Genomic DNA, 24,154 nt, shown 5'->3' on the forward strand with positions numbered 1-24,154 from the left:
CCTGCGATGGGCCGTCAGTACTGGCGGTCGGCCAGGACCTTCTTGGCCTGCTGCTGGTCGAAGGCGGTCTCCTTCGTCTCGACGCGCTCGGGGACGTCCTCGCCGGCGGCGACCTTCTTGGCCAGGTCCATCAGCTGCGGGCCGAGCAGGGGGTTGCACTCGACGATGTAGTTGATCCGGCCCTCGGACAGGGCGGTCATCCCGTCCTTGACGGCGTCGACGGTGACGATCTTGATGTCGACGCCCGGCTTCTTGCCGGCCGCCTCGATCGCCTCGATCGCCCCCAGGCCCTCGTCGTCGTTGTGCGCGTAGACGACGTCGATGCCCTTCTTCGACTTCAGGAACGCCTCCATGACCTTCTTGCCGCCGTCACGGGTGAAGTCGCCGGTCTGCGACGCGATGATCTTGATCGACGGATCGGACGAGATCTTGTCCTCGAACCCCGACTTGCGGTCGATCGCGGGGGCAGCGCCGGTGGTGCCGGTGATCTCGACGACGTTGATCGTGCCGTCCTTGTCGACGTCGTTCGTCTCGGCGTTGTCCACGACCCACTGGCCGGCCTTCTGCCCCTCGACCACGAAGTCGGAGCCGAGGAACGTCTCGTAGAGCGACGTGTCGTCGGAGTCGATCGCGCGGTCGGTGAGGATCACGGGGATCTTGGCGCGCTTGGCCTCCTGCAGGACGGTGTCCCACCCGGTCTCGACGACGGGGCTGAACGCGATCACGTCGACCCGCTGCTGGATGTAGGAGCGGATCGCCTTGATCTGGTTCTCCTGCTTCTGCTGCGCGTCGGAGAACTTGAGGTCGATGCCGGCCTCCTTGGCCGCGGCCTGCACCGACTTCGTGTTGGCGGTGCGCCAGCCGCTCTCGGCACCCACCTGGGCGAAGCCCATCGTGAGGTCGTCCGATCCGCCGCCGCCGGAGCTGCCGGAACCGCCGTCGTCGCTGCCTCCGCAGGCAGCCAGTCCGCCGGCGATCACCACGCCTGCGGTCAGGGTCATCAGTTGCTTGAACACTGTTTCCTCCAAGTGGGATGGGGACCCGACGTCGCGTGACCCCGGACCGGTCGAGGACGGTTGCGGGCGGACATCCGCGCTCGTCCCCGGGTTTCACCTCGGATGAGGATCCGCCCTGGTGCCGACCCGCGCCATCCCGGATGTGACGTGGAACACGTAGGCCGTGACCCAAATTGTTAACGCTAACATTCCTGCCGTCAAGGGTCCGGCCCCGGAATCTTTCGCGATGAGTAGGGTCAGGTGGGTGAGCACCTCCCTCCCCACGTACGACCAGGTCCTCGAGCTCCCGGCGCAGATCGAGCGTGTGGTGCCGGACGAGTTCATCGACCTCAACGGCCACATGAACATCGGTCGCTACCTCGAGCTCGGCGGCACGGCGCTGTGGTCCCGCTGCCGCACCGACCTCGGCATGGGGGACGAATACATCAGCGCCCGCGGCATGTCGACGTTCACCGCCGAGCACCACCTGACGTACCTCGCCGAGATCGTCCAGGACGAGGAGGTCTCGGTCCACGTACGCCTGGTCGAGCGGTCCGACAAGGTGCTGCACACCGTCACCCTCATCGCCAACCGCACGCGCGAGCAGCTGTCCTGCGTCGTGGAGGCGACCCTCGTCCACATGGACATGTCGACGCGGCGTCCCACGCCCTACCCCGAGGACGTCGCCGCGCTGATCGACACCGGCCTGAAGGCGGACGACCTCGCCTGGCCGGCGCCCCTGTGCGGCGCCATGGGCGTCCGCCGCCGGTCATGAACGACGACCTCGGCCACGCCGTCACCCGCGAGGCACCCGCTCACCGGGTCGTGTCGTTGGTGCCGTCCCTGACCGAGGCCGTGGCGGCGACCCGGCCGGAGGCCCTGGTCGGCGCGACGGACTGGTGCACGCACCCGGCGGACCTGGACGTCGCCCGCGTGCGCGGGACCAAGAACCCCGACCGGGCCGCGATCATCGACCTGGCGCCCGACCTCGTCATCGCGAACCACGAGGAGAACCGCGAGCTCGACGTGGACCGCCTCCGCGAGGCTGGCGTGCCGGTGTGGGTCACCCGGATCGAGACGGTCGACCAGGCGTTCGCGTCGATGCGGCGGCTGTTCGTGGAGGCCCTCGGCTGGGGCGTCCCGGACTGGCTGGTCGAGGCCGAGCGGGTCTGGGCCGAGCCCGCGCGGGTGCCTCCACGACGCGTCGCGGTGCCCATCTGGCGCGACCCCTGGATGGTCGTCGGCTCACGCACGTTCACGGGCGACCTGCTGTCCCGGCTGGGCCTGGTCAACGCGTTCGGCGACCACCAGGACCGCTATCCGCACGTCGAGCTGGACGCGATCGGCACCAGCGGGACCGACCTCGTCCTGCTGCCGGACGAGCCCTACGTGTTCACGGCGGACGACGGACCGGAGGCCTTCCCGCTGACGCCGACGACGCTCGTGTCCGGGCGGGCCCTCACCTGGTACGGCCCGTCCCTGGTCACCGCCAGGGACGAGCTCGAGCGCGCGCTGCGCTAGACCGGGGCCCGGTCAGCGCGACGTGAACGCCGCGACGAGGCGCTGCGCCTCGGCGGTGGTGATGGCGCCCGCGATCGTCGCGGACTCGTCGGCACCGGTCTGCGGGCCGGTGACGTCCCACGCGCCGCGGATCAGCCGCTTGGCCTGACCCAGCGCAGCGGGTGCGCTGGCGGCCCACCCTCGGGCCATGTCCTCGACGGCGGCGTCGAGCTCCTCGTCGGCGACCACGGTGGTGACGAGTCCCCAGTCCCGCGCCTCGGGCGCGGTGAGGACCCGGCCGGTCAGGGCGAACTCCAGCGCGCGCTGCTGGCCGATCGCGCGCGGCACCAGGTACGAGACGCCGCAGTCCGGCGTCATGCCGATGCCGGGGTACGCCATGACGAACTTGGTCGACTCCGCGGCGATGATGACATCCGCGCTGAGCATGACGCCGAGGCCGGCCCCGGCGACGGCTCCCCGGACGCCGGCGACGACGGGCTTGGGCGTGTCGGCGAGGGCACGCAACGCGCCCTCCAGGACGGTCGCGAGCTCGAGCAGGTACGCCGAGGGATCGTCGGACGCGAGGAACGACGGCACGTCGCCGCCGGCACAGAAGCGCTTGCCCTGGGCGGTCAGCGTGATCGCGCGGACGTCCTCGCCGGCGAGACCCTCGACCGCGACCGCCATGTCCCGGGCGGTCGGCAGGTCGAAGGAGTTGGCGTTGTCGGGGCGGGCGAGGACGATGCGTCCGACGCCGTCGACGGTCTCGAGAGTCACTGCGGCCATGGGTCCTGCCTTCGCGCTGGGAGTCGTGGTCGACCCCAGCCTAGAGGCGGTCCGCCGGCCTACTTCTCGGCGGTGACCTTCGAGCTCGCCTTCTTGGCCGCGGCCGCCCGCTTGGCGGCACCCCGGCGCGGCGAGTGCGCGTCGAGCGTCAACGGCGTGTTGGCGACGACCGGCGGGGTCTCACCGACGATCGCGTTGTGGCTGCCCCAGACGAGGTACTTGGCCGTCAGGTTGATCAGCGTCGCGAACCGGTTGCGGTTGCCCAGCAGCGTCGCGATGTGCAGGGCGACCCAGATGATCCACGCCGGGAAGCCGGTGAGGCGCGGCATGAACTTGATCTCGGCGACCGCGGACGAACGGCCGATGGTGGCCATCGTGCCCTTGTCCTTGTACTTGAACGGCTTGGGCAGGCTCTTGTGCTCCAGCTCCGCGGCGATCACCTTCGCGACGTGCTTGCCGCCCTGGATGGCGGGCTGGGCGAGCTGCGGGAGCGGCTCCTCGGGGCTGACCGACACGTCACCGATCGCGAAGACGTCCTGCATGCCCTTGACGCGCAGGTGCTCGTCGGTCTCGATGCGTCCGCCGCGGCCCTGCGGCACCGCCCACTCCTTGACCGTGGAGTGCGCCGTGATGCCGGACGCCCACACGACGATGCCGGCGGGCAGGAACTCCTGCTCGCCGTCGTGCTCGACGAGCACGCCGTCCTCGCGGACCTCCTTGACGGCGGTCCCCAGACGCAGGTCGACACCGCGCTTCTCCAGCGACTTGCGCGCGTAGTCGCGCAGCTTGGGGTGGAACGGGCCGAGCACGTGCGGAAGCATCTCGATCAGCGTGATGTGGACGCGGTTGGTGTCCAGCTCGGGGTAGGTCGTCGGCATGTCGTTGTTGCGCAGCTCGGCGAACGCGCCGGCCGTCTCGACACCTGTCGCGCCGCCACCGACGACGATGATGCGCAGGTCGCGGTCCTGGCCGTTGATCGCGGCGTCCTCGAGGCTGGCGAACATCTTGTCGCGCACCGCGAGCGCCTGCGAGCGGCGGTACAGCGGCATCGAGTACTCCTCGGCGCCCGGGATGCCGAAGAAGTTCGCGGTCACGCCGACGGCGATGACCAGCTGGTCGTACTTGACGTCGAGCCCGCCGTCGAGGTGCAGCGTCTTGGCCTCGTGGTCCATCGCGATGACGGTGCCCTTGAGGAACCGCACGTTGGACTGCTTCGCGCGGATCGCGCGCAGGAACCAGGTGATGTCGCCGGGGTTGAGGCTGGCGGTCGCGACCTGGTAGAGCAACGGGTTGAACGTGTTGTAGTTGTGACGGTCGATGAGGGTCACGTCGACGTCAGCGCGCTTCAGCTTGCGGACGGCTGCGATGCCTCCGAACCCGCCTCCCACGACAACGACGTGGGGGCGTTTCTGACCGGTCGCAGTGCTCTCTGACATGTCTTCAGTCTAGTCCTCGCACCTGAAACGACGCACATCGCCCGTGGTGCGTGTGACGACCGTCATGGCTGGGCGAACCACTGCTTGGCCTCCGGCTGCCGCAGCTGGATGAGGGCGACGACCGAGGCGACCGTCCACGGGAGCCCGATTGGGAAACCGATGATCGAGATGACGATCGTCACGACGGTCATGACGAACAGGAACACCCCGCCCGAGCGCTTGGTGACCAGCACCCGGATCGACGCGAACAGACCGGCGGCCGACGCGACGAGCGAGATCGAGCTCATCACGATCAGGAAGCGGACCGCGGTGTTGAACTGGCTCTCCTGGCCCTTGATCATGTCGACGCCGATGCCGCCCTGCGCGATCACGCTGTCGTAGTCCGTGCCGGCGACCACGAACGTGAGCAGCATCAGCGCGGACCCGAGACCCGCCACGATCGAGCCGACGAACGTGGTCCACACCGCGATGCCGACCGACCGGGGCAGCTTCTCCGACGACGGCTGCGGGTTCCAGTACTGCTGGGTGCCCGGGTACGGCTGCTGCACGGGCTCCTGCGCCGCTGGGTGCTGCGCCGCGGGCGGCTGTGCCGCCGGGTGCTCGACGGGGGACTGCGGCGGCGTCGAGAACGGGTCGGGCCGGCGGTCCGCCGTCGTGGTGGCGTCCGCCGGGGCACCGCCGGCGAGGGCACGGAACCACGCCTTGGACTCCCCCGTCCAGAGGCGGACCGTGAACGCGATGGCCAGCGCACCGAGCACGGCGTCGAAGAACGACCCGCCGGTGGCGCCGAGGAAGAAGAACAGCCCGACCAGTCCCATGACGACGGTCAGCCCGATGCGGCTGGCCCGGTCACCGCGGGCCGTGTAGATCGCGAAGACGACCCCGGCGGCGGCCAGCACGGCCAGGACTGTGAGGAAGACCTTGTAGCCGGACTCCGCGGAAGCCTGCGAGATGCCGCTGTCCCGCAGCGCCTCGAGCTGCGGCGAGACCTTCTCGGCGCCGTTCTCGGCGTTCCACGTAGACACGAGGGAGATGGCGCGGATGCTCTGGATGGCGGCGATGCCCCCGAGGTAGGCGCACGCCGCCGTGAGCAGCGGGGGACGTCTCGGTGCGGTCGCAGTCATGGGGTCATCCCATCATGCCGCGACAACCCGCCGCCGAGACGTCCCCGCGCGCTACGCGGCCCGCACCGTCAGCTCGTCGGCGTCGGGCTCGCGGTCGACCACGACGGTGTCGCCGTCGCGCACCTCACCGGCGAGCAGGGACCTCGCCAGGCGGTCGCCGATGGCCTGCTGCACGAGCCGGCGCAACGGCCGGGCGCCGTACGCGGGGTCCCACCCGGTGAGCGCGAGCCACTCCCGAGCCGCGTCCGTGACCTCGAGCTTGATGCGGCGCGGCGCCAGGCGCTGGGCCAGGGCCGAGATCTGCAGGTCGACGATGTGCGCGAGCTCCTCGGTGCCGAGGGCGTCGAACATGACGATCTCGTCGAGCCGGTTGAGGAACTCGGGCTTGAACGACGCCTTGACGACGTCCATGACCGCCGCCCTCTTCGCCTCGTCGTCGAGGGTCGCGTCCTGGAGGAACGCCGAGCCGAGGTTCGACGTGAGGATCAAGATGACGTTGCGGAAGTCGACCGTACGACCCTGGCCGTCGGTCAGCCGTCCGTCGTCGAGCACCTGCAGGAGGATGTCGAAGACCTCGGGGTGGGCCTTCTCCACCTCGTCGAGCAGCACGACCGAGTAGGGCCGGCGTCGCACGGCCTCGGTGAGCTGACCGCCCTCGTCGTAGCCGACGTATCCCGGAGGGGCGCCGACCAGGCGGCTGACCGAGTGCTTCTCGGAGTACTCGCTCATGTCGATGCGGATGATCGCGCGCTCGTCGTCGAACAGGAACTCCGCCAGCGTCTTGGCCAGCTCGGTCTTGCCGACGCCCGTCGGGCCGAGGAACAGGAACGAGCCGGTGGGCCGGTCCGGGTCGGAGATGCCGGCACGGGAGCGCCGCACGGCGTCCGAGACGGCCTTCACCGCGGTCTTCTGGCCGATGAGCCGCTTGCCGAGCTCGTCCTCCATGCGCAGCAGCTTGCCGGTCTCGCCCTCGAGCAGGCGCCCGGTCGGGATGCCCGTCCAGGACGCCACCACCTCGGCGATGTCGTCGGCGCCGACCTCCTCGTGGAGCATCGACGGCTCGGCGCTCGACTCGGCCTCCTGGGCCTCCGCGAGCTGACGCTCCATCGCAGGGATCTCCTTGTAGAGCAGGCGGCTGGCCTGCTCCAGGTCACCCTCGCGCTGGGCGCGGTCGGCCGCGACGCGCACCTCGTCGATGCGCTCCTTGATGTCGCCGACCGCGTTGAGGCTGTGCTTCTCGGCCTCCCACCGCTGCTCGAGCGCCCGCAGGGACTCCTGCTTGTCGGCGAGCTCGATGCGGAGCTTCTCCAGCCGGTCACGGCTCGCGTCGTCGGACTCCTTGGCCAGGTGCAGCTCCTCCATGTGGAGGCGGTCCACCGCGCGGCGCAGCTCGTCGATCTCGACGGGGCTGGAGTCGATCTCCATGCGCAGGCGGCTGCCGGCCTCGTCGATCAGGTCGATGGCCTTGTCGGGCAGCTGGCGGCCGGGGATGTAGCGGTCGGACAGGGTCGCCGCGGCGACGAGGGCCGCGTCGGAGATGGCCACCTTGTGGTGTGCCTCGTACCGCTCCTTGAGCCCGCGCAGGATCGCGATCGTGTCCTCCGGCGACGGCTCACCGACGAAGACCTGCTGGAACCGCCGCTCGAGGGCGGGGTCCTTCTCGATGCGCTCGCGGTACTCGTCGAGGGTCGTCGCACCGATCATCCGCAGCTCGCCGCGAGCCAGCATCGGCTTGAGCATGTTGCCGGCGTCCATCGCGCCGTCACCGCCGGCGCCCGCACCGACCACGGTGTGGAGCTCGTCGATGAACGTGATGACCTGACCCTCGGACTCCTTGATCTCGGTCAGGACGGCCTTGAGGCGCTCCTCGAACTCGCCGCGGTACTTCGCGCCCGCGACCATCGCCGCGAGGTCGAGCGAGATGAGGCGCCGGCCCTTCAGGGACTCGGGGACGTCACCGGCGACGATGCGCTGGGCGAGGCCCTCGACGACGGCGGTCTTGCCGACGCCGGGCTCACCGATGAGCACGGGGTTGTTCTTGGTGCGCCGGCTCAGCACCTGCACGACGCGGCGGATCTCGCTGTCACGGCCGATGACCGGGTCGAGCTTGCCCTCCGCGGCGACGGCGGTGAGGTCGACGCCGTACTTCTCCAGCGACTGGTACGTGTCCTCGGCGTTCGCGCTGGTGACGCGGGTCGAGCCGCGCACCGCGGAGAACGCGGCCTGCAGGGCCTCAGCTGTGACGCCGGCCTCGAGCAGGATGTTCTGGGCGGCCGACCCGACCGTGGCGATGCCGACGACGAGGTGCTCGGTCGAGACGAACTCGTCCCCGAGCTGGTCGGCCAGGTCCTGGGCGCGCTGCAGCACCTCGTGGGACGAGCGGCTGAGACCGGGGTTCTGGACGCTGGCGCCCGATGCGCGGGGAAGCGCCTCGAGGGACGCCTTGAGGTCCGCGGAGATGGACTGGACGTCGACACCGGCGGCCTGGATCAACGGACCGGCGGTGCCGCCCTCCTGCGTGAGCAGCGCCTGCAGGAGGTGGGACGGCTCGACCGCGGGGTTGCCGGCGGCGGCTGCGGCCGAGATCGCGCTGCCCAGCGCCTGCTGGCTGCGCGTGGTGAACTTCGCAAGATCCATGGGTGGTGCTCCTGACGTGATGAACGGGTCACTCAGCACAACACTGTCAAAGTTGAGTGCATTCCTGTCAACTTTACGTCGGGGCTCCTACCGGTCCGTCAGTAGCCGGTGAAGTAGTCCGTCCGCAGGTGCCGGCACCGCTTCGCCAGGCCGGGGCGGACGGCGTTGACCATCGCCGGCGGACCCGACACGTACGCGGTGCGCGTGCCGAGGTCCGGGACCGCGTCGGCGATGATCTCCGCGGACAGGAACGGCGCCTGGACGTACGACCAGCCGTCCGGCAGCGTCGCCGGCCGGCCGGGGCAGACCAGCACGACCCGCGTCCCCGCGAGGTCCTCGGTGAACGGCACCTCGTCGGGTGACGACGCCCCGTAGACCAGCACCGCGTCGCGCGACGACCCGTCCCGCAGCTGGCTGAGGAACGGGGTGACCCCGATCCCGCCGGCCACGAGCAGCACCGGCACGGACGGGTCGGGCGGCAGGACGAAGTTACCGCCGATGCCCGTCCCCTGGACCCGTTGCCCGGGCTCCAGGTCCAGGAGCGCCCGCTTGAAGCTCGACGAGTGCTCCGGCACGCGCAGCGCGACCGACATCCGGCCGGACGGATCGGGCGGCGAGGCGATGCTGAACGTCCGGCGGCTGCCCCGGCTGTCGGTGCCGGCGTGCGGCACGGTCAGCTCGACGTACTGCCCGGGCACGAACCTGACCGGCCGGCGGGAACGGAACGTCAGCTCGTGCGTCTCGGGGGTCAGCTGACGGGACTGCTCGAGCTCCAGCACGAGCCCGCGGCGACGGGCGAACGCGAACGCCACCAGGTTGCCGATCAAGATCGACAGCTCCGGCGTGATCGCGAAGACCCCCAGCGACGGCGGGGTGTCGGTGAACCAGCCGATCCACATCGGGTACGCGAAGACGATCGCCGTGACGCCGGCGACGACGAGCTGCTGGCGCCGGCGGGGCGGGAGCGTGAGCGGCTCGCTCAGCATGAAGCCGGCGAGGAACACGATCGGGTACGAGTAGGCCGTGGTCCTCAGGACGTCGACGAACGACTGGTCGGGACCGGCGATGTCCACGAGGCGGGAGACGACCAGGACGGCGGCGATCACGACGAACACCGCCGCGACGTCCAGCCGCCGCGTCCGCCACAGCACGAGCAGCGCCAGGACCACCACGAACGGGAAGAGCCGCTCGGTCGCGGCGGTCTGCCAGATCGCGTTGATCCGCTCCTCGCGGCCGACCAGGTCCTGTCCCACCACGACGAGGAAGGCGCCGGCGGCCGCGGGGTTGAGCACGTGCCGGCCGCGCCACGCGAGGACGTACTTCGACGCGTTGGCCAGGACGGCCGCGAGCGCGAGCCACACGAGGTTGCCGGTGTCGGTGGACGGCAGGGGGACGAACAGGAAGAACAGGAGCAGCGACGTGATGACCGCCGACTCCGAGTGCGGACGGACCCGCCAGGCGAGCCCGAGCAGGCGGTTGCTCGCGTACGACGCGACGAGCAGGACGACGAGGCAGACCAGGTTGTCACCAGTCGAGAGCCCCTCGATGACGCCCGTGGCGGTGAACGCGGTGTAGATCGCCACGAGCAGGAGCAGGCTCAGCGTCATGAGCCGGTACATCGTGACGCGACCGAGCTGACGGTCCAGCAGGTCTCTCATGTGAACACCTCTCCAGGGAAGTCCGCCGACCACTCGACGCGGCCGTCGGCGTGCATGCGCACGAAGTCGTGCGGGAAGCGCTCCGCGAGGACACCGGGCTCGGCGAAGAAGTGCGCCGTCGCGAGTCCGTCCGCGGTCATGCAGGACCGGGGCGCGACGACCCATGTGGCGACGACGTCCTCGGTGGGTCTTCCGGTCCGCGCGTCCAGCACGTGGTGGAGCCCGCTGCCCCACGCCCGCCGGTTCGTCGCGGAGGCGCACAGCGCCGTGCCCGGAGCGAGGTCGACCACGCCGATCGCCCGGGTCGGGTCGGCCGGGTGCTCCAGCGCGACGGTCAGCGGGGCGCTGCCGCCGTGACGGATGTCGCCGCTGGCGTCGACCGTGGCCTCCGCCGCGTGGGCCGCCAGGAGCGCCGTCACGAGATCGACCAGGAGCCCCTTCCCGGCAGCGCCGACGTCGAGCAGGACCGGCTCGTGGGTCGTGAGCATCGGCGCGTCCCAGCGGATCGACTCCCAGCGCGGGACCGGCGCGGGGTCGGCCGCGGCGACGAGCGAGTAGTCCGCGTCGTACCCGAGATCGGCGAGCGTGCGCCCGACGAGCGGGTTGACGGCGCCGTCGGTGACTGCATGCAGCTCGTCGTAGAACGAGAGCAGGGCCCCCGCCTCGTCCGGCAGCAACCACTCCCCGGGCTCGCGCGCGATGCGGGTGACGAGCGAGTCGTCACGGAACCGCGACCAGGTCCGGTCGAAGCCGTCGATCCGGGCCAGGACATCGGCCTCCACGTCAGCCGGGAGCGGCTCCCGCGTGTCGATCTGCCACGCGGTGCCGATCGCCTCGAACGCCCAGGCGTGCACGTCAGGGCCTGGCTTCGTCCTTGATGGCGTCGATCGCCTGGTTGAATCCCTGGCTCGTCAGCGACGAGCCGGAGACCTTCGACACCTTGAGCTCGTCGAGGCTCTTGCCGACGACCTCCTTCGCGATGCCGCCGGCGAACTTGGTCTGGTACTGCTTCGAGGTCGAGTTCTCGGCCTCCGGCGTCACCGTGACGTCCGAGACCTTGCCGTCCGCCAGCGTCAGGTCCACCTTCACGGTGGACTGACCGCCGGGATTGCTGTAGCTGCCCTCGGCGGAGTAGTCACCGTCGGCGAACGTGCCGGTGCCGGAGTCCGCCCCGTCGGTGCCGGCGGCGTCGCTGGGCGATGCGGAGGCGGACGTCTCGGGGGACGACGCGGCGTCCGAGTCGTTGCTGCCGCAGGCTGCGGTCAGCAGCAGGACCGAGGCCGCCGCAGCGGCCGACAGCATCTTCTTGTGCGCGGGAAGTTTCATCGTCGGGCTCCTGGTCGGAAAATGGATGAAGGTTCAACCGGTAGAACGAGGGGCCCCAGAGCCGAGTTCCTCCATGAGGAAGTTCTCATCCGCCGATCTCGGCGAGCGCCGCGGTCGCCGCGTGGAAGCCCCCCATGCCGTGCACCCCTCCTCCCGGCGGCGTGGACGCCGAGCAGAGGTAGAGCCCCTTCGCGCCCAGCGAGTACGGGTTCGGCGACACGCGCGGACGCATCACGAGCTGCCACGGGTCGTTGGCCCCGCCACCGATGTCACCGCCCACGTAGTTCGCGTTGTGCGCCTCGAGCTGCGCGGGCCCGCTGGTCGTCTGCGCCACGACCCGGTCGCGGAAGCCCGGGGCGAACCGCTCGATCTGGCCGATGATCGCCTCGGTCGCGTCGCCGGTCCAGCCGGTCGGCACGTGCGCGTACGTCCAGACCGGGTGGACGTCGCCCACGGACCGTCCAGGATCGGCGAGGTACTGCTGGCACACCAGGACGAACGGGCGTTCCGGCATGCGCCCGGCGTGGACCTCGCGCTCGGCCGCGTCGACCTCCTCGAACGTCCCGCCGAGGTGGACCGTGCCCGCCTGGGCGGCCCAGTCGTTGGCCCACGGGACGCCGCCCTCGACCGCGAAGTCCACCTTGAAGACGCCCGGACCGGTCCGCCACTTCCGCAGCGGCCGACGCACTCGCCCCGGAAGCAGGTGGCCCGCCACCTGCAGCACCGTCCCGGGCGACGTGTCGAAGATGACGATGTCCGCCTGCGGCATTTCGGTGACCCGGTGCCCGGTCTCCAGGCGCCCGCCGTGCTCCACGACGTCCGCGGCCAGGGCGTTGGCGATCGCGACGGAGCCGCCCTTGGCCACGGGCCAGCCGTACGCATGACCGGTCATGCCGAACATCAGGCCGAGACCACCGGTCGTCGGGCGGCTGAGGGGGTGCGACGCGTGGGCTGCGAGCCCCGCGAACAGCGCTCGTGCCTCGTCGCTCTCCCACCGGCGGGCGATCCAGGACGCGGGCTGCAGCGCCCGGAGGCCGAACCTCGCGAGCAGGACGGGGTGCCGGGGGACGTGGACGATCGGCCCGAAGATCTCGTCGATGAGCTCGTCGCTGCGCCGGACCAGCGGAGCGTAGAGCCGGCGCCACGCCTCCCCGTCCGCGCCGAGCCCCTCCGCGGTGCGGTCGAGGTCGCGAAAGAGCACGCCGGCCCGTCCGCCGTCGAGGGGATGGGCAGCCTCCACCTGCGGCCACAGCCACTCCAGCCCGTGCCGCTCCAGGTCGAGGCTGCGGAAGAACGGGGACGCCACCCCGGTCGGATGGGTCGCGGAGCAGATGTCGTGCAGCACGCCCGGGACGTTGAGCTCGGCCGAGCGGGTGCCGCCGCCGATGCCGTCCTCGGCCTCCAGCACCGTGACGTCCACGCCGGCACGGGCCAGCACCACGGCGGCCGCGAGGCCGTTCGGACCGGATCCCACGACGACGGCTGAGGTCATGCGATCAACCTAGTGGGACCCTCGCAGCCCCTGTCATCGCTCGTCCCCGCGTGACGTGCGTCACGGTGCACAGGGCCGCATCGCAAGACGGATTTCGTCCTGAGGGGCAACCCCTTAGGCTTGCCTAAGGGGTCGTCGTCCTTCCCCACCGAACTCCCGTCCTCCAGGAGCAGTCCATGAGCAGGCAGTTGCGAGTCGCCGTGATCGGCGCCGGTCCGGCAGGCATCTATGCCGCCGACATCCTCACCAAGTCCGAGGGCGTCGATGCCCGCGTGGACATCCTGGATCGTGATCCCACCCCGTTCGGCCTGATCCGCTACGGCGTCGCCCCGGACCACCCGCGCATCAAGGAGATCGTCAAGGCGCTCAAGCGCGTCCTGTCGAACCCGGACATCCGCTTCTTCGGCAACGTCAGCTACGGCACCGACCTCAAGCTCGACCACCTGCAGCAGTTCTACGACGCGGTCATCTTCGCGACCGGCGCCCGCGCCGACCGCGACCTCGACATCCCCGGCATCGACCTGCAGGGATCGTTCGGCGCCGCCGACTTCGTCTACTGGTACGACGGCCACCCCGACGCCCCGCGCGAGTGGCCGTTCGACCCGGCCGCCGAGTCCGTCGCGGTCCTCGGAGTCGGCAACGTCGGACTCGACGTCGCCCGCATGCTCGCCAAGACCGCGGACGAGCAGCTGGTCACCGAGATCCCGCAGAACGTCTACGACGGCCTGAAGGCGAACGCCGCGAAGGACATCCACGTCTTCGCGCGCCGCGGTCCGGCGCAGGTGAAGTTCACCCCGATGGAGCTGCGCGAGCTCAACCACTCGCCGAACGTCGACGTCATCGTGCACCCCGAGGGCTTCGAGCTCGACGAGGGCTCGATGGACTCGATCCGCGCCTCCAAGTCGGTCAAGCTCGTCGTCGACGTGCTGCAGAACTACCTGGCCAAGGAGCCCAAGGGCGCCGACCACCGCATCCACATCCACTTCTGCCAGAACCCCGTCGAGGTCCTCGGCGAGGACGGCAAGGTCGTCGGCCTGCGCACCGAGGTCACCGAGCTCGACGGCACCGGCAACGTCCGCGGCACCGGCGAGTTCAAGGACTGGCCCGTCCAGGCCGTCTACCGTGCCGTCGGCTACCGGTCGGACAACCTGGCCGGCATCCCGTTCGACAACAACTCCGCGACCGTCCCCAACGACGGCGGCCGGGTCATCGACATCGACGGCGGGCCGCTGCCCGGCGCGTACGTCACCGGGTGGATCAAGCGCGGACCGGTCGGCCTCATCGGCCACACCAAGTCCGACGCCGCCGAGACGATCCGCCTGCTGCTGGAGGACGTCGACCGCCTCCAGACGCCGGCGAACCCCGACCCCGAGGACGTCGACGCGTACCTCTCCGGCCGCGGCATCGAGTTCACGACGTGGGAGGGCTGGGAGAAGCTCGACGAGCACGAGATCGCCCTCGGCGAGCAGGCCGGACGCGCACGCGTCAAGGTCGTCCCGCGCGACGAGATGGTCCAGATCAGCCGGAGCTGAGCCTCAGGCCGGACGGCCCTGCATGTTGCACATGAGGTCGTACTTGGCGTCGTCCCTGGGCGGGCACAACGGCAGGGGAGGCTGACCCGGGCGATAGCGGAGGCCCTCGACGAGCAGCGCGAGGTAGCGGCGCCACAGGTCGGGCTGCGCACTGGTGCTCATCGAGCTGAGGACCATGAGCTGCAGGCCCAGGTCGCTGAACGCGATGTCTGGGCGCAGGCTGCCATCGGCCTGTGCCCGCTCGACCAAGGCGTCGACGAAAGGCGCGAGGCGCTCGACGCCGATCGCGCGCAGGTCCTCGGGGGGAAGCTGCGCCATCGCCTCCTTCAGGCCGCGGTCGGCGACCTGCTGTTCGACCGCCCAGCCCAGGAACCACACCAGCCCGGCGAAGGCGTCCGGGTTCGCGGCCGCCTTCTCGGCGGCAGCGACGATCTCCGCGACGCGCGTCTCGAACAAGGCCTGGACGAGCTCGGAGCGTTCGGGGAACCGCCGGTAGACCGTGCCGACGCCGATGCCTGCGCGTCGCGCGATCTCGTCGTAGCCGGCATCCAGCCCGTGCTCGGCGAAGACCTCCGCAGCGGTGTCCAGGATCAGCTGCCGGTTCCGTGCTGCATCGGCGCGCAGCGGGCGCTCAGCCTCAGTCACTTCGGTCCCGGGAGTCATGTGTCGCATCATACGTTAACCGGAAAAGTCTTTCCAGTTGTGCGGGACATCACAGACCTCAAGTGGAGACACGATTCCGGTTGGGGCGTACAGTAAAACGGAACAGACTTTCCGCTTCACCAGACCTGGAGATCCCATGGCAACCATCACCGAGGACCGGGCCGACAAGCCTCGCCTCGATCAGCATGACAACCCACATCATGCCCACCGCTGGCTGATCCTCGGCATCATCGCCCTGGCCCAGCTGATCGTCGTCCTCGACGCGACCATCGTGAACATCGCGTTGCCGACGGCGCAAGAGTCCCTCGGGTTCTCCAACGACAACCGCCAGTGGATCGTGACCGGCTACGCCCTCGCGTTCGGCTCACTGCTGCTGGTCGGCGGACGGCTGAGCGACCTGATCGGTCGCCGGCCGATGTTCATCACCGGCCTGGTCGGCTTTGCCGCCGCGTCGGCAGTCGGCGGCGCCGCGCAGAACTTCGAGATGCTGGTCAGCGCTCGTGCGGCCCAGGGCGTGTTCGGCGCGCTGCTCGCACCCGCGGCCCTGTCCCTGCTCACCGTGACGTTCACCGACGCGTCCGAGCGCGCCAAGGCGTTCGCGATCTTCGGCGCCATCGCCGGTGGCGGCGGCGCGATCGGCCTGATCCTGGGCGGCGTGCTGACCGAGTACCTCTCCTGGCGCTGGTGCCTCTACGTGAACGTCCCCCTCGCCGCGCTCGCGGTCGTGGGCGGCGCGATCCTGCTGAAGAAGCAGGCACGCGACGAAGACGTCGCAGGCATCGACATCCCCGGCTCGGTCCTGAGCGTCGCGGGACTCGTGTCGCTCGTCTACGGCCTGGCCAGCGCGGAGTCCGAGGGCTGGTCCAGCCCCACGACGCTGATCTGCATCATCGCCGGGCTCGCACTGCTCGGCCTCTTCGCAGTGGTCGAGAGCCGGGTGTCGGACCCGCTGCTGCCGCTGCACATCGTGTGGGACCGCACCCGTGGAGGCGCATTCCTCACCGTCGCGGTCGTCGGCATCGGACTGTTCGCGGTCTTCCTGTTCCTGACGTACTACGTGTCGCTCACGCTGGGGTACAGCCCCGTCAAGACCGGCTTCGCCTTCGTCCCGCTGATCCTCGCGCTCATCGTCGCCGCCTCCGGCTTCGCCGGCGTCGTGGCTCGCATCGGTCCGCGCATCCCGGTGTTCGCGGGCCTGCTGCTCGCTGCGGCCGGGCTCGCACTGTTCGCACAGCTGGACCTCAACAGCACGTACGCCGCGAACATCCTGCCGGGCCTCCTCGTCACGGGCCTCGGCGTCGGCCTGTCCGTGGCTCCGGCCTTCAACGCCTCCACGTCCGGGGTCGACCCTGAGCACGCCGGCGTGGCCTCCGCGTCGGTCAACACGTTCCAGCAGATCGGCGGCTCGATCGGCACCGCGGTGCTGAGTGCGTTCGCGGCCACCGCTGCCACGAGCTACCTCGACGGCCGGGCCCCGACGGCCGCGAACCAGGCGCTCGCCACCATGCACAGCTACACCACGGTGTTCTGGTGGGGTGCCGGGATCTTCGCGGTCGGCGCACTCGTGTGCGGCGGGCTCCTTCGCAGCGGGCCGATCACGGTCGACCCCGACGCGGCCCCCGTCGTCGGCCACTGAGAACCGGTTCTCGTCATGTCCACCTTGACCGGGCAGCGCCATGCCCCCGCCCGCGCGACCACGTCGTCGCGCGGGCCGGGCGTGCGTGCGTCCTCCCTGGCGCGTCGCGCCCTCACCGCGACCGGTGTGCGCGAGGTCGCGCTGCTCGCCGCCCTCTGGGTGACCTACAGCCTCAGCCGCCTCGTGGCTGCGGACGACCTGGTCGTCGCCCGAGCGCGAGCGGCTGACGTCCTCCACGTCGAGAGCCTGCTTCACCTCGACATCGAGTCGTGGCTGAACGGCGCGCTGGCACCGATCACCGAGATCGCCGTGCCGATGTCGTTCTGGTACGCGACGCTGCACTACGTCGTGACGCCGGCGGTGCTGGTCTTCCTGTTCGTCCGGCACCGCGCCGAGTACCCGCGCGCCCGCAACGCGATCGTGATCGGCTCGGCCATCGGCCTGCTCGCGTACCTCGTGCTGCCGACCGCCCCACCGCGACTCATGCCGGGCGGGCACTATCTCGACGCGCTGGCGATGACCTCGAGCCACGGCTGGTGGGGCGGGGACGCCTCGGCGCCGGCCGGGCTCGGCCACATCACCAACGAGCTGGCCGCGATGCCGTCCCTGCACGTCGGCTGGACCGTGTGGGTCGCGTGGGCGCTCTGGCGGCACACCCGCCTCGGCGGCCGGGTGCTCGCCTGCCTGTACGTCGCCGGGACGACGTTCGTCGTCGTCGCGACGGGCAACCACTGGGTGCTCGACGCCGTGGCCGGTGCCGTGGTGGTCGCGGCGGGCATCGTCATCTCCGGGCGCATCGCGTCCCGGGCTCCTGCCGACTTCCCGGTCGCGACATGACCAGCGCCCTGCTGGGCTTCGTCCTCGCCTTCGCCGAGTCCGGCCTGGGACTCGGCGCCGTGATCCCCGGGGAAGTCGCGATCACGAGCCTCGCGTCCCGGCTCGACGGTCCCCTCGCGCTGGGGATGCTGGGAGCGGCGGTCGCCCTCGGGGCGACAGCCGCCGACCACCTCGGGCTCATCATCGGCCGCGCCGGCGGTCCACGCCTGCGCGAGTCGCGTCTCATCGCCCGGATCGGCGTCGACCGGTGGGACCGGGCCGGCGAGCTCGTGCAGCGGCACGGGTTCTGGGCGGTCCTCGCCAGCCGCCTCCTCCCGCTCGTCCGCACCGTGATGCCCGTCGTCGCCGGAGCGGCCCACCTGCGCTACCGCTTGTTCCTGCTGGCGTCGGTCCTCGGCGCGGTCGCCTGGTCGAGCCTGTGGGTCGGTGCCGGTGCCGGCATCGCCGCGACCGGCGTCCTGGACGATCCGTGGCTCATCGGCGGATTCGTCGCCCTCGTGGTGGTCGGCGGGCTCGTCCGGAGCCTCGTGCGCCGGTGGCGGGCGAGGCGCAGGCCGGCTCCTGCCACACCGATTTCGGTCCCGGAGCCGCGCAAGATAATATGACGTCCTAAGAATTTACTAGGACGTCCTAGTGATTGAGGGAGTGGCTGCATGAGCGGAATTGAGAAGGTCGGCGTCATCGGCGGAGGGCTGATGGGCTCGGGCATCACCGAGGTCGCCGCCCGCGCGGGTCTCGACGTCGTGGTCATCGAGATCAGCGCCGACGCGGCCAAGGCCGCGTCCGAGCGCGTCGAGGGCTCGCTGCGCAAGGCGGAGTCCCGCGGCAAGATCGAGTCCGCCGAGGTCACGGCCGTCCTGGAGCGCATCCGGTTCGAGACCGACCTGGAGACGCTGGCCGACCGCGACCTGGTGGTCGAGGCCGCCAGCGAGGACGAGCAGATCAAGCTCGAGCTCTTCCGCACCCTCGGCCGCATCCTCACCAAGGACGACGCGATCCTGGCGTCCAACACGTCCTCGATCCCGATCGTCAAGCTCGGCGCCGTCTCCGGACGCGCGCACCACGTCATGGGCGTGCACTTCTTCAACCCCGCCCCGGTCATGCAGCTCGTCGAGCTCATCCCGTCGCTGACCACCTCCGCCGAGACGCTGGACCGCATGCGCGGCTGGGTCACCGACACGCTGGGCAAGAAGCCGATCGACGCGACCGACCGCGCCGGCTTCGTCGTCAACAGCCTCCTCGTGCCCTACCTGCTGTCCGCGATCCGCATGTACGAGGCCGGCTACGCCTCGGCCGAGGACATCGACCGCGGCATGGTGCTCGGCTGCGGCCACCCCATGGGACCGCTCGCGCTCTCCGACCTCATCGGGCTCGACACGATCAAGGCGATCGGCAAGTCGATGTACGACGAGTTCAAGGAGCCCCTGTACTCCCCGCCCCCGCTGCTGGACCGCATGGTCGACGCGGGGCTGCTCGGCAAGAAGTCCGGCCAGGGCTTCTACGGCTACGAAGGACGATGACGATGACCAACGACATGTTCGTGCTCTCCGAGGAGCACCAGGCGATCCGCGAGGCCGTCCGGGCCGTGGCCGAGGACAAGATCGCGCCCTTCGCCGCCGACGTCGACGCGCAGCCGCGCTTCCCGCAGGAGGCCGCTGACGCCCTGCTGGCGTCGGACTTCCACGCACCGCACGTGCCCGAGCAGTACGGCGGCGCCGGCGCGGACGCGCTCGCGACCGTCCTGGTCATCGAGGAGGTCGCCCGTGTGGACGTCTCCGCGTCGCTGATCCCCGCCGTCAACAAGCTCGGCTCGCTCCCGGTCCAGATCGGCGGCAACGAGGAGCTCAAGGCCAAGTACCTCGGCAAGCTCGCCCGCGGCGAGGGCGGCTTCTCGTACTGCCTGTCCGAGCCGGACGCCGGGTCCGACGCCGCCAACCAGAAGACGCGCGCCGTGCGTGACGGCGACGACTGGGTGCTCAACGGCGTCAAGCGCTGGATCACCAACGCCGGCGTCTCGGAGTACTACACCGTCCTGGCCCAGACCGATCCCGCCCTGCGCAGCAAGGGCATCACGGCGTTCGTCGTCGAGAAGTCCGACGCCGGTGTGTCCTTCGGCGCGCCGGAGAAGAAGCTGGGCATCAAGGGCTCGCCGACGCGCGAGGTCTACCTCGACAACGTCCGCATCCCCGGCGACCGCATCATCGGCGAGGTCGGTCAGGGCTTCTCGATCGCGATGAAGACCCTCGACCACACCCGCGTGACCATCGCCGCGCAGGCCGTCGGCGTCGCGCAGGGCGCGCTCGACTACGCGCTGGGCTACATCCAGGAGCGTCAGCAGTTCGGTCACCCGATCAGTGACTTCCAGGGCCTGCAGTTCATGGTCGCCGAGATGGGCATGAAGATCGAGGCCGCCCGCCAGCTCACCTACGCGGCCGCCGGCCGCTCCGAGCGCGGCGACAAGGACCTCACGTTCTTCGGCGCCGCGGCCAAGGCGTTCGCGTCCGACACGGCCATGCAGGTGACGACCGACGCGGTGCAACTGCTCGGTGGCTACGGCTACACGAGCGACTACCCGGTCGAGCGCATGATGCGCGACGCCAAGATCACCCAGATCTACGAGGGCACCAACCAGGTGCAGAAGGTCGTCATGGCCCGCCAGCTCCTCGCCGGGATCCAGTCGAAGATCTGATCGTGCAAGCGTAGCGCTGGTCCTAGTGACTAGTCCCGCGGAAGGGGTTCCAGCAATTCGGCGGCCTTCTAGGAATCGGCAGGGAACTGGGCCGTTCAGCCCAGCGCCGCGCCGCAATCGAAAAGCGCAATCGTTCGAGAGAGCGCACCGGGTGCCTGCGCGAGAACCACTACCGTCAAGCACGAGATGGACCAGTCACAGGTAGTCGTACTCATTCCCACTGTGTTCGTCAGCCCGTTCGTATGCACACGCACCGTCGAACGACGCCTTGAACTCACCAGCCCAGGCACACGCAAACCCCTGCCAGGCCCGAGTCCAATGGATGGGCCGCCTACAACGGAGCCAGCCGAATCGTTCCTACATGCTTGGAACATGGTCCGAATCGGGCTGAGAGTTTTTCTTGGTCGGCGGTCGAAGACGAACGCGAACTCTCGCCTCAGTTCGCGCAATGCCGGGTGAAATTTGCGTCCGTCCGCGTACGCAGGGGTTCGTCCCGCCAGCACGCGCCACTCTCAGTCAGACGGGGCACCGTCCTGCGGGCCTGGTTCTTGCGGGATGATTGGTGGGCGTCAGGCCCGGCCCGGATGGTGGAACAACCCGGAGGGGTCCCACTAGCTCGCAGCTTCTGGACGCGCTTCCAACTGGTCGGCGAGAACGACCGGGCCAGCCGGCTCGGGTGCGCCTGGGAACATCACGGCAGGCAGGATGAAGTAGATGCCGGCCAGCTGGAACATCATCGCGAACAGGTAGACCCAGCCGACCCACCACGAGGCGGCGGCGCTGCTGATCTTGCGCGGCCACTCGTACATGACCCCTGCGAGCGGGTAGTGCGAGGACAGCTCGGACCACATGATGCACAGCAGGAAGGTGCCGAGGCCAACCAGCACCCACCCCCACAGGAACGCGGGGCCGGCGCTCCCCAACGAGAAGCCGAACAGGCTGTAGACACCTGCCGAGACACCGCCCGCTGAGAAGGCAACGGCGATCGATGTGACGGTACCGAGGGTCCGACGCAGGCCTAGTACCTTCGAGACTTCCGAGAGCGATCGCCGGAGATCGTGTTCTCATCCATGGCGGCACATCCTGACTGAGTCCGCGGATCGGTCGTCTGACCTGGTCCCGGCGCGGCGTGCCGGTCCTCCGTGACGCCGTAGTCAACTTGACATCCGTCTAGTAGGTCTATCGCGCGTTCCGGTGGGCGGACCCGACCGCTCGCCCACAGACCGGATGCGCCATTAAGACCGAAAGGCCCGTCCTCGAAGAAGCAGAGGGCGGGCGTCCGGTCGCGCAGAGTGGGTCAGATCATCGGTCAGGCGAGGTTGAGGAACGTCGACTGGGTCTCGGTGAAGCCGTCGATCGAGTACTCGCCGAGCTCGCGGCCCCAGCCGCTCATGCCGAAGCCCCCCCAGGGGGCGCCCGGGTCGATCAGCGGCAGCTGGTTGACGAACACCGTGCCGAACCGCAGACGCGGAGGGAGCGTGTGCGCCGTGGTGAGATCCTTCGTCCACAGCACGGCCACGAGGCCGAAGTCGGTGTCGTTGGCGCGGGCGACGACCTCATCGATGTCGTCGTAGGCCATGACCGAGAGCACGGGACCGAAGATCTCCTCGCGGGCGATCGTCATGTCGTCCGTCACGCCGCCGAAGACCGTCGGACGGTAGAAGAAGCCGTCGGCCAGGTCGCCGTCGACCCGCGAGCCGCCGGTGATCAGCTCCGCGCCCTGGTCACGTCCGGACTGGACGTAGGAGTCGACGCGGTCGAGGTGCTCCTGCGAGACCAGCGGCCCCACGATGGTGTCGGCCTTGTGGCCGGGCCCGATGGTCAGCGAGCTCGCCGCGGCGGCCAGTTTGGTCGTGTACTCGTCGACGCGCGAGGAGTGCACGAAGAAGCGGGTGTATGCGCCGCACGCCTGGCCGGTGTTGAAGAGGGCGCCCTGCACGTTGCCCATGACCGCGGCGTCGATGTCGGCGTCGGCGCACAGGATGCTGGGAGCCTTGCCGCCGAGCTCGAGCGTCGTGCGCTTGAAGTCGTCGGCCGAGACGCGAGCGATGTACTGACCGACCTCGGTCGAGCCCGTGAACGAGATCTTGTCGACGCCGCGGTGGTTGACCAGCGCCTTGCCCACCTCGGGGCCGCCTGTCAGCAGGTTGACGACGCCGGCCGGCACGCCGGCCTCGCGGCAGATCTCGACCAAGCGGACGGTCGACAGCGGGGTCTGCTCGGCCGGCTTGAGGATGACTGCGTTGCCCGTCGCCAGGGCTGGCGCGAGCTTCCACGCGGCGATCGCGAGCGGGAAGTTCCAGGGCGTGATGAGGGCGCACACGCCGAGCGGCACGCGACGCTGATACGTCAGGTTGCCGGGGATCGAGATCGGCGACACCTTGCCCTCGATCTTCGTGGCGAATCCCGCGTAGTAGCGGAAGACCTGCGCCGCGAGCGGCAGGCTGATGCCGCCGCTCACGAATGACGGCATGCCCTGGTCGAGCGTCTCGAGGGCGGCGATCTGGTCGGCATCGCGCTCCAGTAGCTCGGCGATCCGCCACAGCACCTTGCCGCGCTGATCGGGCGTCATGCCCTGCCAGGCGTCGGACTCGAAGCCGGCGCGCGCCGATGCGACCGCCGCGTCGACGTCGGCGCCCGTCGCCTCGGCGAAGGAGCCGATGACGGTGTTGGTGGCCGGATCGATCGTCTCACTGGTGGCTCCGTCGGAGGCCGAGACCCACTCGTCCCCGATCAACAGCTGTGCGCTCTGCATGGTGTCTCCTCTGTGCGTCGTCAGACCCCGGCGGTCGGGACGAATGTGCCACGTCGGCCAGCGTGCGACGCCGCTCTCGGTCCGCTGACCGAACTCCGGCCGAAACGACACCGTCGTGTAAAAGATGCGTTGCGTTCTCGTGTTTCGCTGGACGAAACAGTTATCCATTTGGATAATAGTGTGACAGGGGCCACAACCAGTCTTTTCCAGCCGACAGGAGTCACATGAGCGTCTTGGCACATGACATCAGCACCGACGAGAGCGAGCACACCTCGATCCCGAACTCCGTGCTCGGCAAGGCGTTCTCGATCCTGTCGGCGTTCGACGACGAGCACGACACGCTCCGACTGGTCGACCTGAGTCAGCGCAGCGGCGTCCCCAAGCCGTCGGTCTACCGGCTCGCGCAGGAGCTGGTGGCGCTGGGGCTGCTCGAGCGGGTCGACAACGGCTACCGCATCGGGTTCAGCGTGTTCGCGCTCAGCCAGCGGGTCGGCACCGCGTCGCTCCTGCGCACCGTGGGACGCCCCGTGCTCGTCGACCTCGTCGCGATGACGCGCGGCACGGCCCACCTCGCCGTGCTCGAGGGCACCGGCACCTACTACCTGGAGAAGCTCGGCGGCACCCGGAGCGTCCACTCGCTGTCGAAGGTCGGTGGCCGGCTGCCGCTGACCTGCACGGCGTCGGGCAAGCTGCTGCTGGCCATGTCGCCGCACCACGACGACCTGCTCGACGCCGTCGTCGCGGAGCGTCCGCAGCAGCTGACGGCGCACAGCCAGCTCGACCACGCAAGCCTGCGGCGCGAGCTCGATGTCATCCGCGAGCACGAGCTGGCCACCGAGCGCGAGGAGGCGTTGATCGGCTTCAAGAGCTTCGCCGTCCCGATCTACGACAGCGGTCACGCCGTGATCGCCGCCCTGTCGCTGACCGTGCCCGTCTCGCACTCGGGCGACGAGCCGCTGGTCCGCACCCTGCGCATGGCCTCGGCGGGGATCACCCGCCAGCACACCAAGCTCGCGATGCGCGGTGACTGCCAGCAGCGGACGCCCGCACTGACACTGTATCGCTGACCGGAACCGGATGGTGTCTTC

Annotated in this window: 21 protein-coding genes; 9 read left to right on the forward strand and 12 right to left on the reverse strand. The window is 69.9% G+C overall.

Annotation, left to right across the window (positions count from 1 at the left end; translation table 11 throughout):
- Positions 1 to 14 precede the first annotated feature (14 nt).
- Positions 15 to 1,016, reverse strand: coding sequence for an ABC transporter substrate-binding protein (locus tag C3E78_RS16425; RefSeq protein ID WP_243834204.1), 1,002 nt, complete (start codon positions 1,014 to 1,016; stop codon positions 15 to 17).
- Between the two features lie 244 nt (positions 1,017 to 1,260).
- Here C3E78_RS16425 and C3E78_RS16430 point away from each other — a divergent pair, with 244 nt between their 5' ends.
- Complete coding sequence (locus tag C3E78_RS16430) at positions 1,261 to 1,770, forward strand: thioesterase family protein (RefSeq protein ID WP_159085922.1); 510 nt, start codon at positions 1,261 to 1,263, stop codon at positions 1,768 to 1,770.
- Complete coding sequence (locus tag C3E78_RS16435) at positions 1,767 to 2,516, forward strand: helical backbone metal receptor (RefSeq protein WP_108580261.1); 750 nt, start codon at positions 1,767 to 1,769, stop codon at positions 2,514 to 2,516. Before C3E78_RS16430 ends, C3E78_RS16435 begins: the two co-directional genes overlap by 4 nt.
- Positions 2,517 to 2,528: 12 nt before the next feature.
- Here the strand turns inward: C3E78_RS16435 and C3E78_RS16440 are convergent, their stop codons facing one another.
- The 8 genes from C3E78_RS16440 to C3E78_RS16475 all read right to left on the reverse strand — a co-directional run bounded on the left by C3E78_RS16440 (position 2,529) and on the right by C3E78_RS16475 (position 12,954).
- Positions 2,529 to 3,281 carry an enoyl-CoA hydratase/isomerase family protein gene (locus C3E78_RS16440; protein ID WP_108580263.1) on the reverse strand — a complete coding sequence of 251 codons (753 nt, stop codon included), beginning with the start codon at positions 3,279 to 3,281 and terminating at the stop codon, positions 2,529 to 2,531.
- Between the two features lie 59 nt (positions 3,282 to 3,340).
- The gene (locus tag C3E78_RS16445) at positions 3,341 to 4,717 is read right to left on the reverse strand and encodes an NAD(P)/FAD-dependent oxidoreductase (protein ID WP_108580265.1); all 1,377 of its coding nucleotides are present in this window, start codon (positions 4,715 to 4,717) and stop codon (positions 3,341 to 3,343) included.
- Positions 4,718 to 4,779: 62 nt separating this feature from the next.
- Positions 4,780 to 5,841 (reverse strand): hypothetical protein, encoded by a 1,062-nt coding sequence (locus C3E78_RS16450; RefSeq protein WP_108580267.1) that lies wholly within the window; start codon positions 5,839 to 5,841, stop codon positions 4,780 to 4,782.
- A 51-nt stretch (positions 5,842 to 5,892) separates the two neighbouring features.
- Positions 5,893 to 8,478 carry an ATP-dependent chaperone ClpB gene (gene clpB / locus C3E78_RS16455; RefSeq protein WP_108580269.1) on the reverse strand — a complete coding sequence of 862 codons (2,586 nt, stop codon included), beginning with the start codon at positions 8,476 to 8,478 and terminating at the stop codon, positions 5,893 to 5,895.
- A 98-nt stretch (positions 8,479 to 8,576) separates the two neighbouring features.
- A complete protein-coding gene (locus tag C3E78_RS16460; protein WP_108580271.1) occupies positions 8,577 to 10,136 on the reverse strand; it encodes an FAD-dependent oxidoreductase in 1,560 nt (519 codons plus the stop codon).
- Positions 10,133 to 10,990, reverse strand: a complete 858-nt coding sequence (locus C3E78_RS16465; protein ID WP_108580273.1) for an FAD:protein FMN transferase — start codon at positions 10,988 to 10,990, stop codon at positions 10,133 to 10,135. The genes C3E78_RS16460 and C3E78_RS16465 overlap by 4 nt, the downstream gene beginning before the upstream one ends.
- A 1-nt stretch (position 10,991) precedes the next feature.
- Positions 10,992 to 11,462 (reverse strand): FMN-binding protein, encoded by a 471-nt coding sequence (locus tag C3E78_RS16470; protein ID WP_199906846.1) that lies wholly within the window; start codon positions 11,460 to 11,462, stop codon positions 10,992 to 10,994.
- Between the two features lie 85 nt (positions 11,463 to 11,547).
- Positions 11,548 to 12,954 carry a phytoene desaturase family protein gene (locus C3E78_RS16475; protein WP_108580275.1) on the reverse strand — a complete coding sequence of 469 codons (1,407 nt, stop codon included), beginning with the start codon at positions 12,952 to 12,954 and terminating at the stop codon, positions 11,548 to 11,550.
- 176 nt (positions 12,955 to 13,130) lie between these two features.
- Between C3E78_RS16475 and C3E78_RS16480 the strand changes: the two genes are divergently transcribed.
- Positions 13,131 to 14,486 carry an FAD-dependent oxidoreductase gene (locus C3E78_RS16480; protein ID WP_108580277.1) on the forward strand — a complete coding sequence of 452 codons (1,356 nt, stop codon included), beginning with the start codon at positions 13,131 to 13,133 and terminating at the stop codon, positions 14,484 to 14,486.
- A 3-nt stretch (positions 14,487 to 14,489) separates the two neighbouring features.
- Here C3E78_RS16480 and C3E78_RS16485 read toward each other — a convergent pair whose 3' ends face one another.
- Positions 14,490 to 15,149, reverse strand: coding sequence for a TetR/AcrR family transcriptional regulator (locus tag C3E78_RS16485; protein ID WP_159085923.1), 660 nt, complete (start codon positions 15,147 to 15,149; stop codon positions 14,490 to 14,492).
- A gap of 136 nt (positions 15,150 to 15,285) precedes the next feature.
- Here C3E78_RS16485 and C3E78_RS16490 point away from each other — a divergent pair, with 136 nt between their 5' ends.
- The 5 genes from C3E78_RS16490 to C3E78_RS16510 are packed head-to-tail and all read left to right on the forward strand — an operon-like array spanning position 15,286 to position 20,311.
- The gene (locus C3E78_RS16490) at positions 15,286 to 16,785 is read left to right on the forward strand and encodes an MFS transporter (RefSeq protein WP_108580281.1); all 1,500 of its coding nucleotides are present in this window, start codon (positions 15,286 to 15,288) and stop codon (positions 16,783 to 16,785) included.
- Between the two features lie 15 nt (positions 16,786 to 16,800).
- Positions 16,801 to 17,622 (forward strand): phosphatase PAP2 family protein, encoded by an 822-nt coding sequence (locus C3E78_RS16495; RefSeq protein WP_108580283.1) that lies wholly within the window; start codon positions 16,801 to 16,803, stop codon positions 17,620 to 17,622.
- Positions 17,619 to 18,227 carry a DedA family protein gene (locus C3E78_RS16500; protein ID WP_108580285.1) on the forward strand — a complete coding sequence of 203 codons (609 nt, stop codon included), beginning with the start codon at positions 17,619 to 17,621 and terminating at the stop codon, positions 18,225 to 18,227. Before C3E78_RS16495 ends, C3E78_RS16500 begins: the two co-directional genes overlap by 4 nt.
- Before the next feature lie 57 nt (positions 18,228 to 18,284).
- A complete protein-coding gene (locus tag C3E78_RS16505) occupies positions 18,285 to 19,142 on the forward strand; it encodes a 3-hydroxybutyryl-CoA dehydrogenase (RefSeq protein ID WP_279586398.1) in 858 nt (285 codons plus the stop codon).
- 2 nt (positions 19,143 to 19,144) lie between these two features.
- Positions 19,145 to 20,311: an acyl-CoA dehydrogenase family protein gene (locus C3E78_RS16510; RefSeq protein ID WP_108580289.1), complete on the forward strand. Its 1,167-nt coding sequence runs from the start codon at positions 19,145 to 19,147 to the stop codon at positions 20,309 to 20,311.
- A 611-nt stretch (positions 20,312 to 20,922) separates the two neighbouring features.
- On the opposite strand, the gene C3E78_RS16515 is transcribed toward C3E78_RS16510, so the two are convergent.
- Entirely contained in the window at positions 20,923 to 21,198 is a 276-nt protein-coding gene (locus C3E78_RS16515) for a hypothetical protein (protein WP_235833826.1), read from the reverse strand.
- Positions 21,199 to 21,620: 422 nt separating this feature from the next.
- A complete protein-coding gene (locus C3E78_RS16520) occupies positions 21,621 to 23,066 on the reverse strand; it encodes an aldehyde dehydrogenase family protein (protein WP_108580293.1) in 1,446 nt (481 codons plus the stop codon).
- A gap of 224 nt (positions 23,067 to 23,290) precedes the next feature.
- On the opposite strand from C3E78_RS16520, the gene C3E78_RS16525 reads away from it, so the two are divergent.
- Positions 23,291 to 24,133, forward strand: coding sequence for an IclR family transcriptional regulator (locus C3E78_RS16525; RefSeq protein ID WP_108580295.1), 843 nt, complete (start codon positions 23,291 to 23,293; stop codon positions 24,131 to 24,133).
- The last annotated feature ends 21 nt before the right edge of the window (positions 24,134 to 24,154 follow it).

The sequence above is a fragment of the Aeromicrobium chenweiae genome (assembly GCF_003065605.1).
In the GTDB taxonomy this organism is placed as follows: domain Bacteria; phylum Actinomycetota; class Actinomycetes; order Propionibacteriales; family Nocardioidaceae; genus Aeromicrobium; species Aeromicrobium chenweiae.

Bases quoted from the DNA above. Each gene is read 5' to 3' on its own strand.
- C3E78_RS16435 (WP_108580261.1), top strand. From the start codon at position 1,767: ATGAACGACGACCTCGGCCACGCCGTCACCCGCGAGGCACCCGCTCAC.
- C3E78_RS16440 (WP_108580263.1), bottom strand. From the start codon at position 3,281: ATGGCCGCAGTGACTCTCGAGACCGTCGACGGCGTCGGACGCATCGTC.
- C3E78_RS16445 (WP_108580265.1), bottom strand. From the start codon at position 4,717: ATGTCAGAGAGCACTGCGACCGGTCAGAAACGCCCCCACGTCGTTGTC.
- C3E78_RS16450 (WP_108580267.1), bottom strand. From the start codon at position 5,841: ATGACTGCGACCGCACCGAGACGTCCCCCGCTGCTCACGGCGGCGTGC.
- clpB (WP_108580269.1), bottom strand. From the start codon at position 8,478: ATGGATCTTGCGAAGTTCACCACGCGCAGCCAGCAGGCGCTGGGCAGC.
- C3E78_RS16460 (WP_108580271.1), bottom strand. From the start codon at position 10,136: ATGAGAGACCTGCTGGACCGTCAGCTCGGTCGCGTCACGATGTACCGG.
- C3E78_RS16470 (WP_199906846.1), bottom strand. From the start codon at position 11,462: ATGAAACTTCCCGCGCACAAGAAGATGCTGTCGGCCGCTGCGGCGGCC.
- C3E78_RS16475 (WP_108580275.1), bottom strand. From the start codon at position 12,954: ATGACCTCAGCCGTCGTCGTGGGATCCGGTCCGAACGGCCTCGCGGCC.
- C3E78_RS16480 (WP_108580277.1), top strand. From the start codon at position 13,131: ATGAGCAGGCAGTTGCGAGTCGCCGTGATCGGCGCCGGTCCGGCAGGC.
- C3E78_RS16485 (WP_159085923.1), bottom strand. From the start codon at position 15,149: ATGACTCCCGGGACCGAAGTGACTGAGGCTGAGCGCCCGCTGCGCGCC.
- C3E78_RS16490 (WP_108580281.1), top strand. From the start codon at position 15,286: ATGGCAACCATCACCGAGGACCGGGCCGACAAGCCTCGCCTCGATCAG.
- C3E78_RS16495 (WP_108580283.1), top strand. From the start codon at position 16,801: ATGTCCACCTTGACCGGGCAGCGCCATGCCCCCGCCCGCGCGACCACG.
- C3E78_RS16500 (WP_108580285.1), top strand. From the start codon at position 17,619: ATGACCAGCGCCCTGCTGGGCTTCGTCCTCGCCTTCGCCGAGTCCGGC.
- C3E78_RS16510 (WP_108580289.1), top strand. From the start codon at position 19,145: ATGACCAACGACATGTTCGTGCTCTCCGAGGAGCACCAGGCGATCCGC.
- C3E78_RS16520 (WP_108580293.1), bottom strand. From the start codon at position 23,066: ATGCAGAGCGCACAGCTGTTGATCGGGGACGAGTGGGTCTCGGCCTCC.
- C3E78_RS16525 (WP_108580295.1), top strand. From the start codon at position 23,291: ATGAGCGTCTTGGCACATGACATCAGCACCGACGAGAGCGAGCACACC.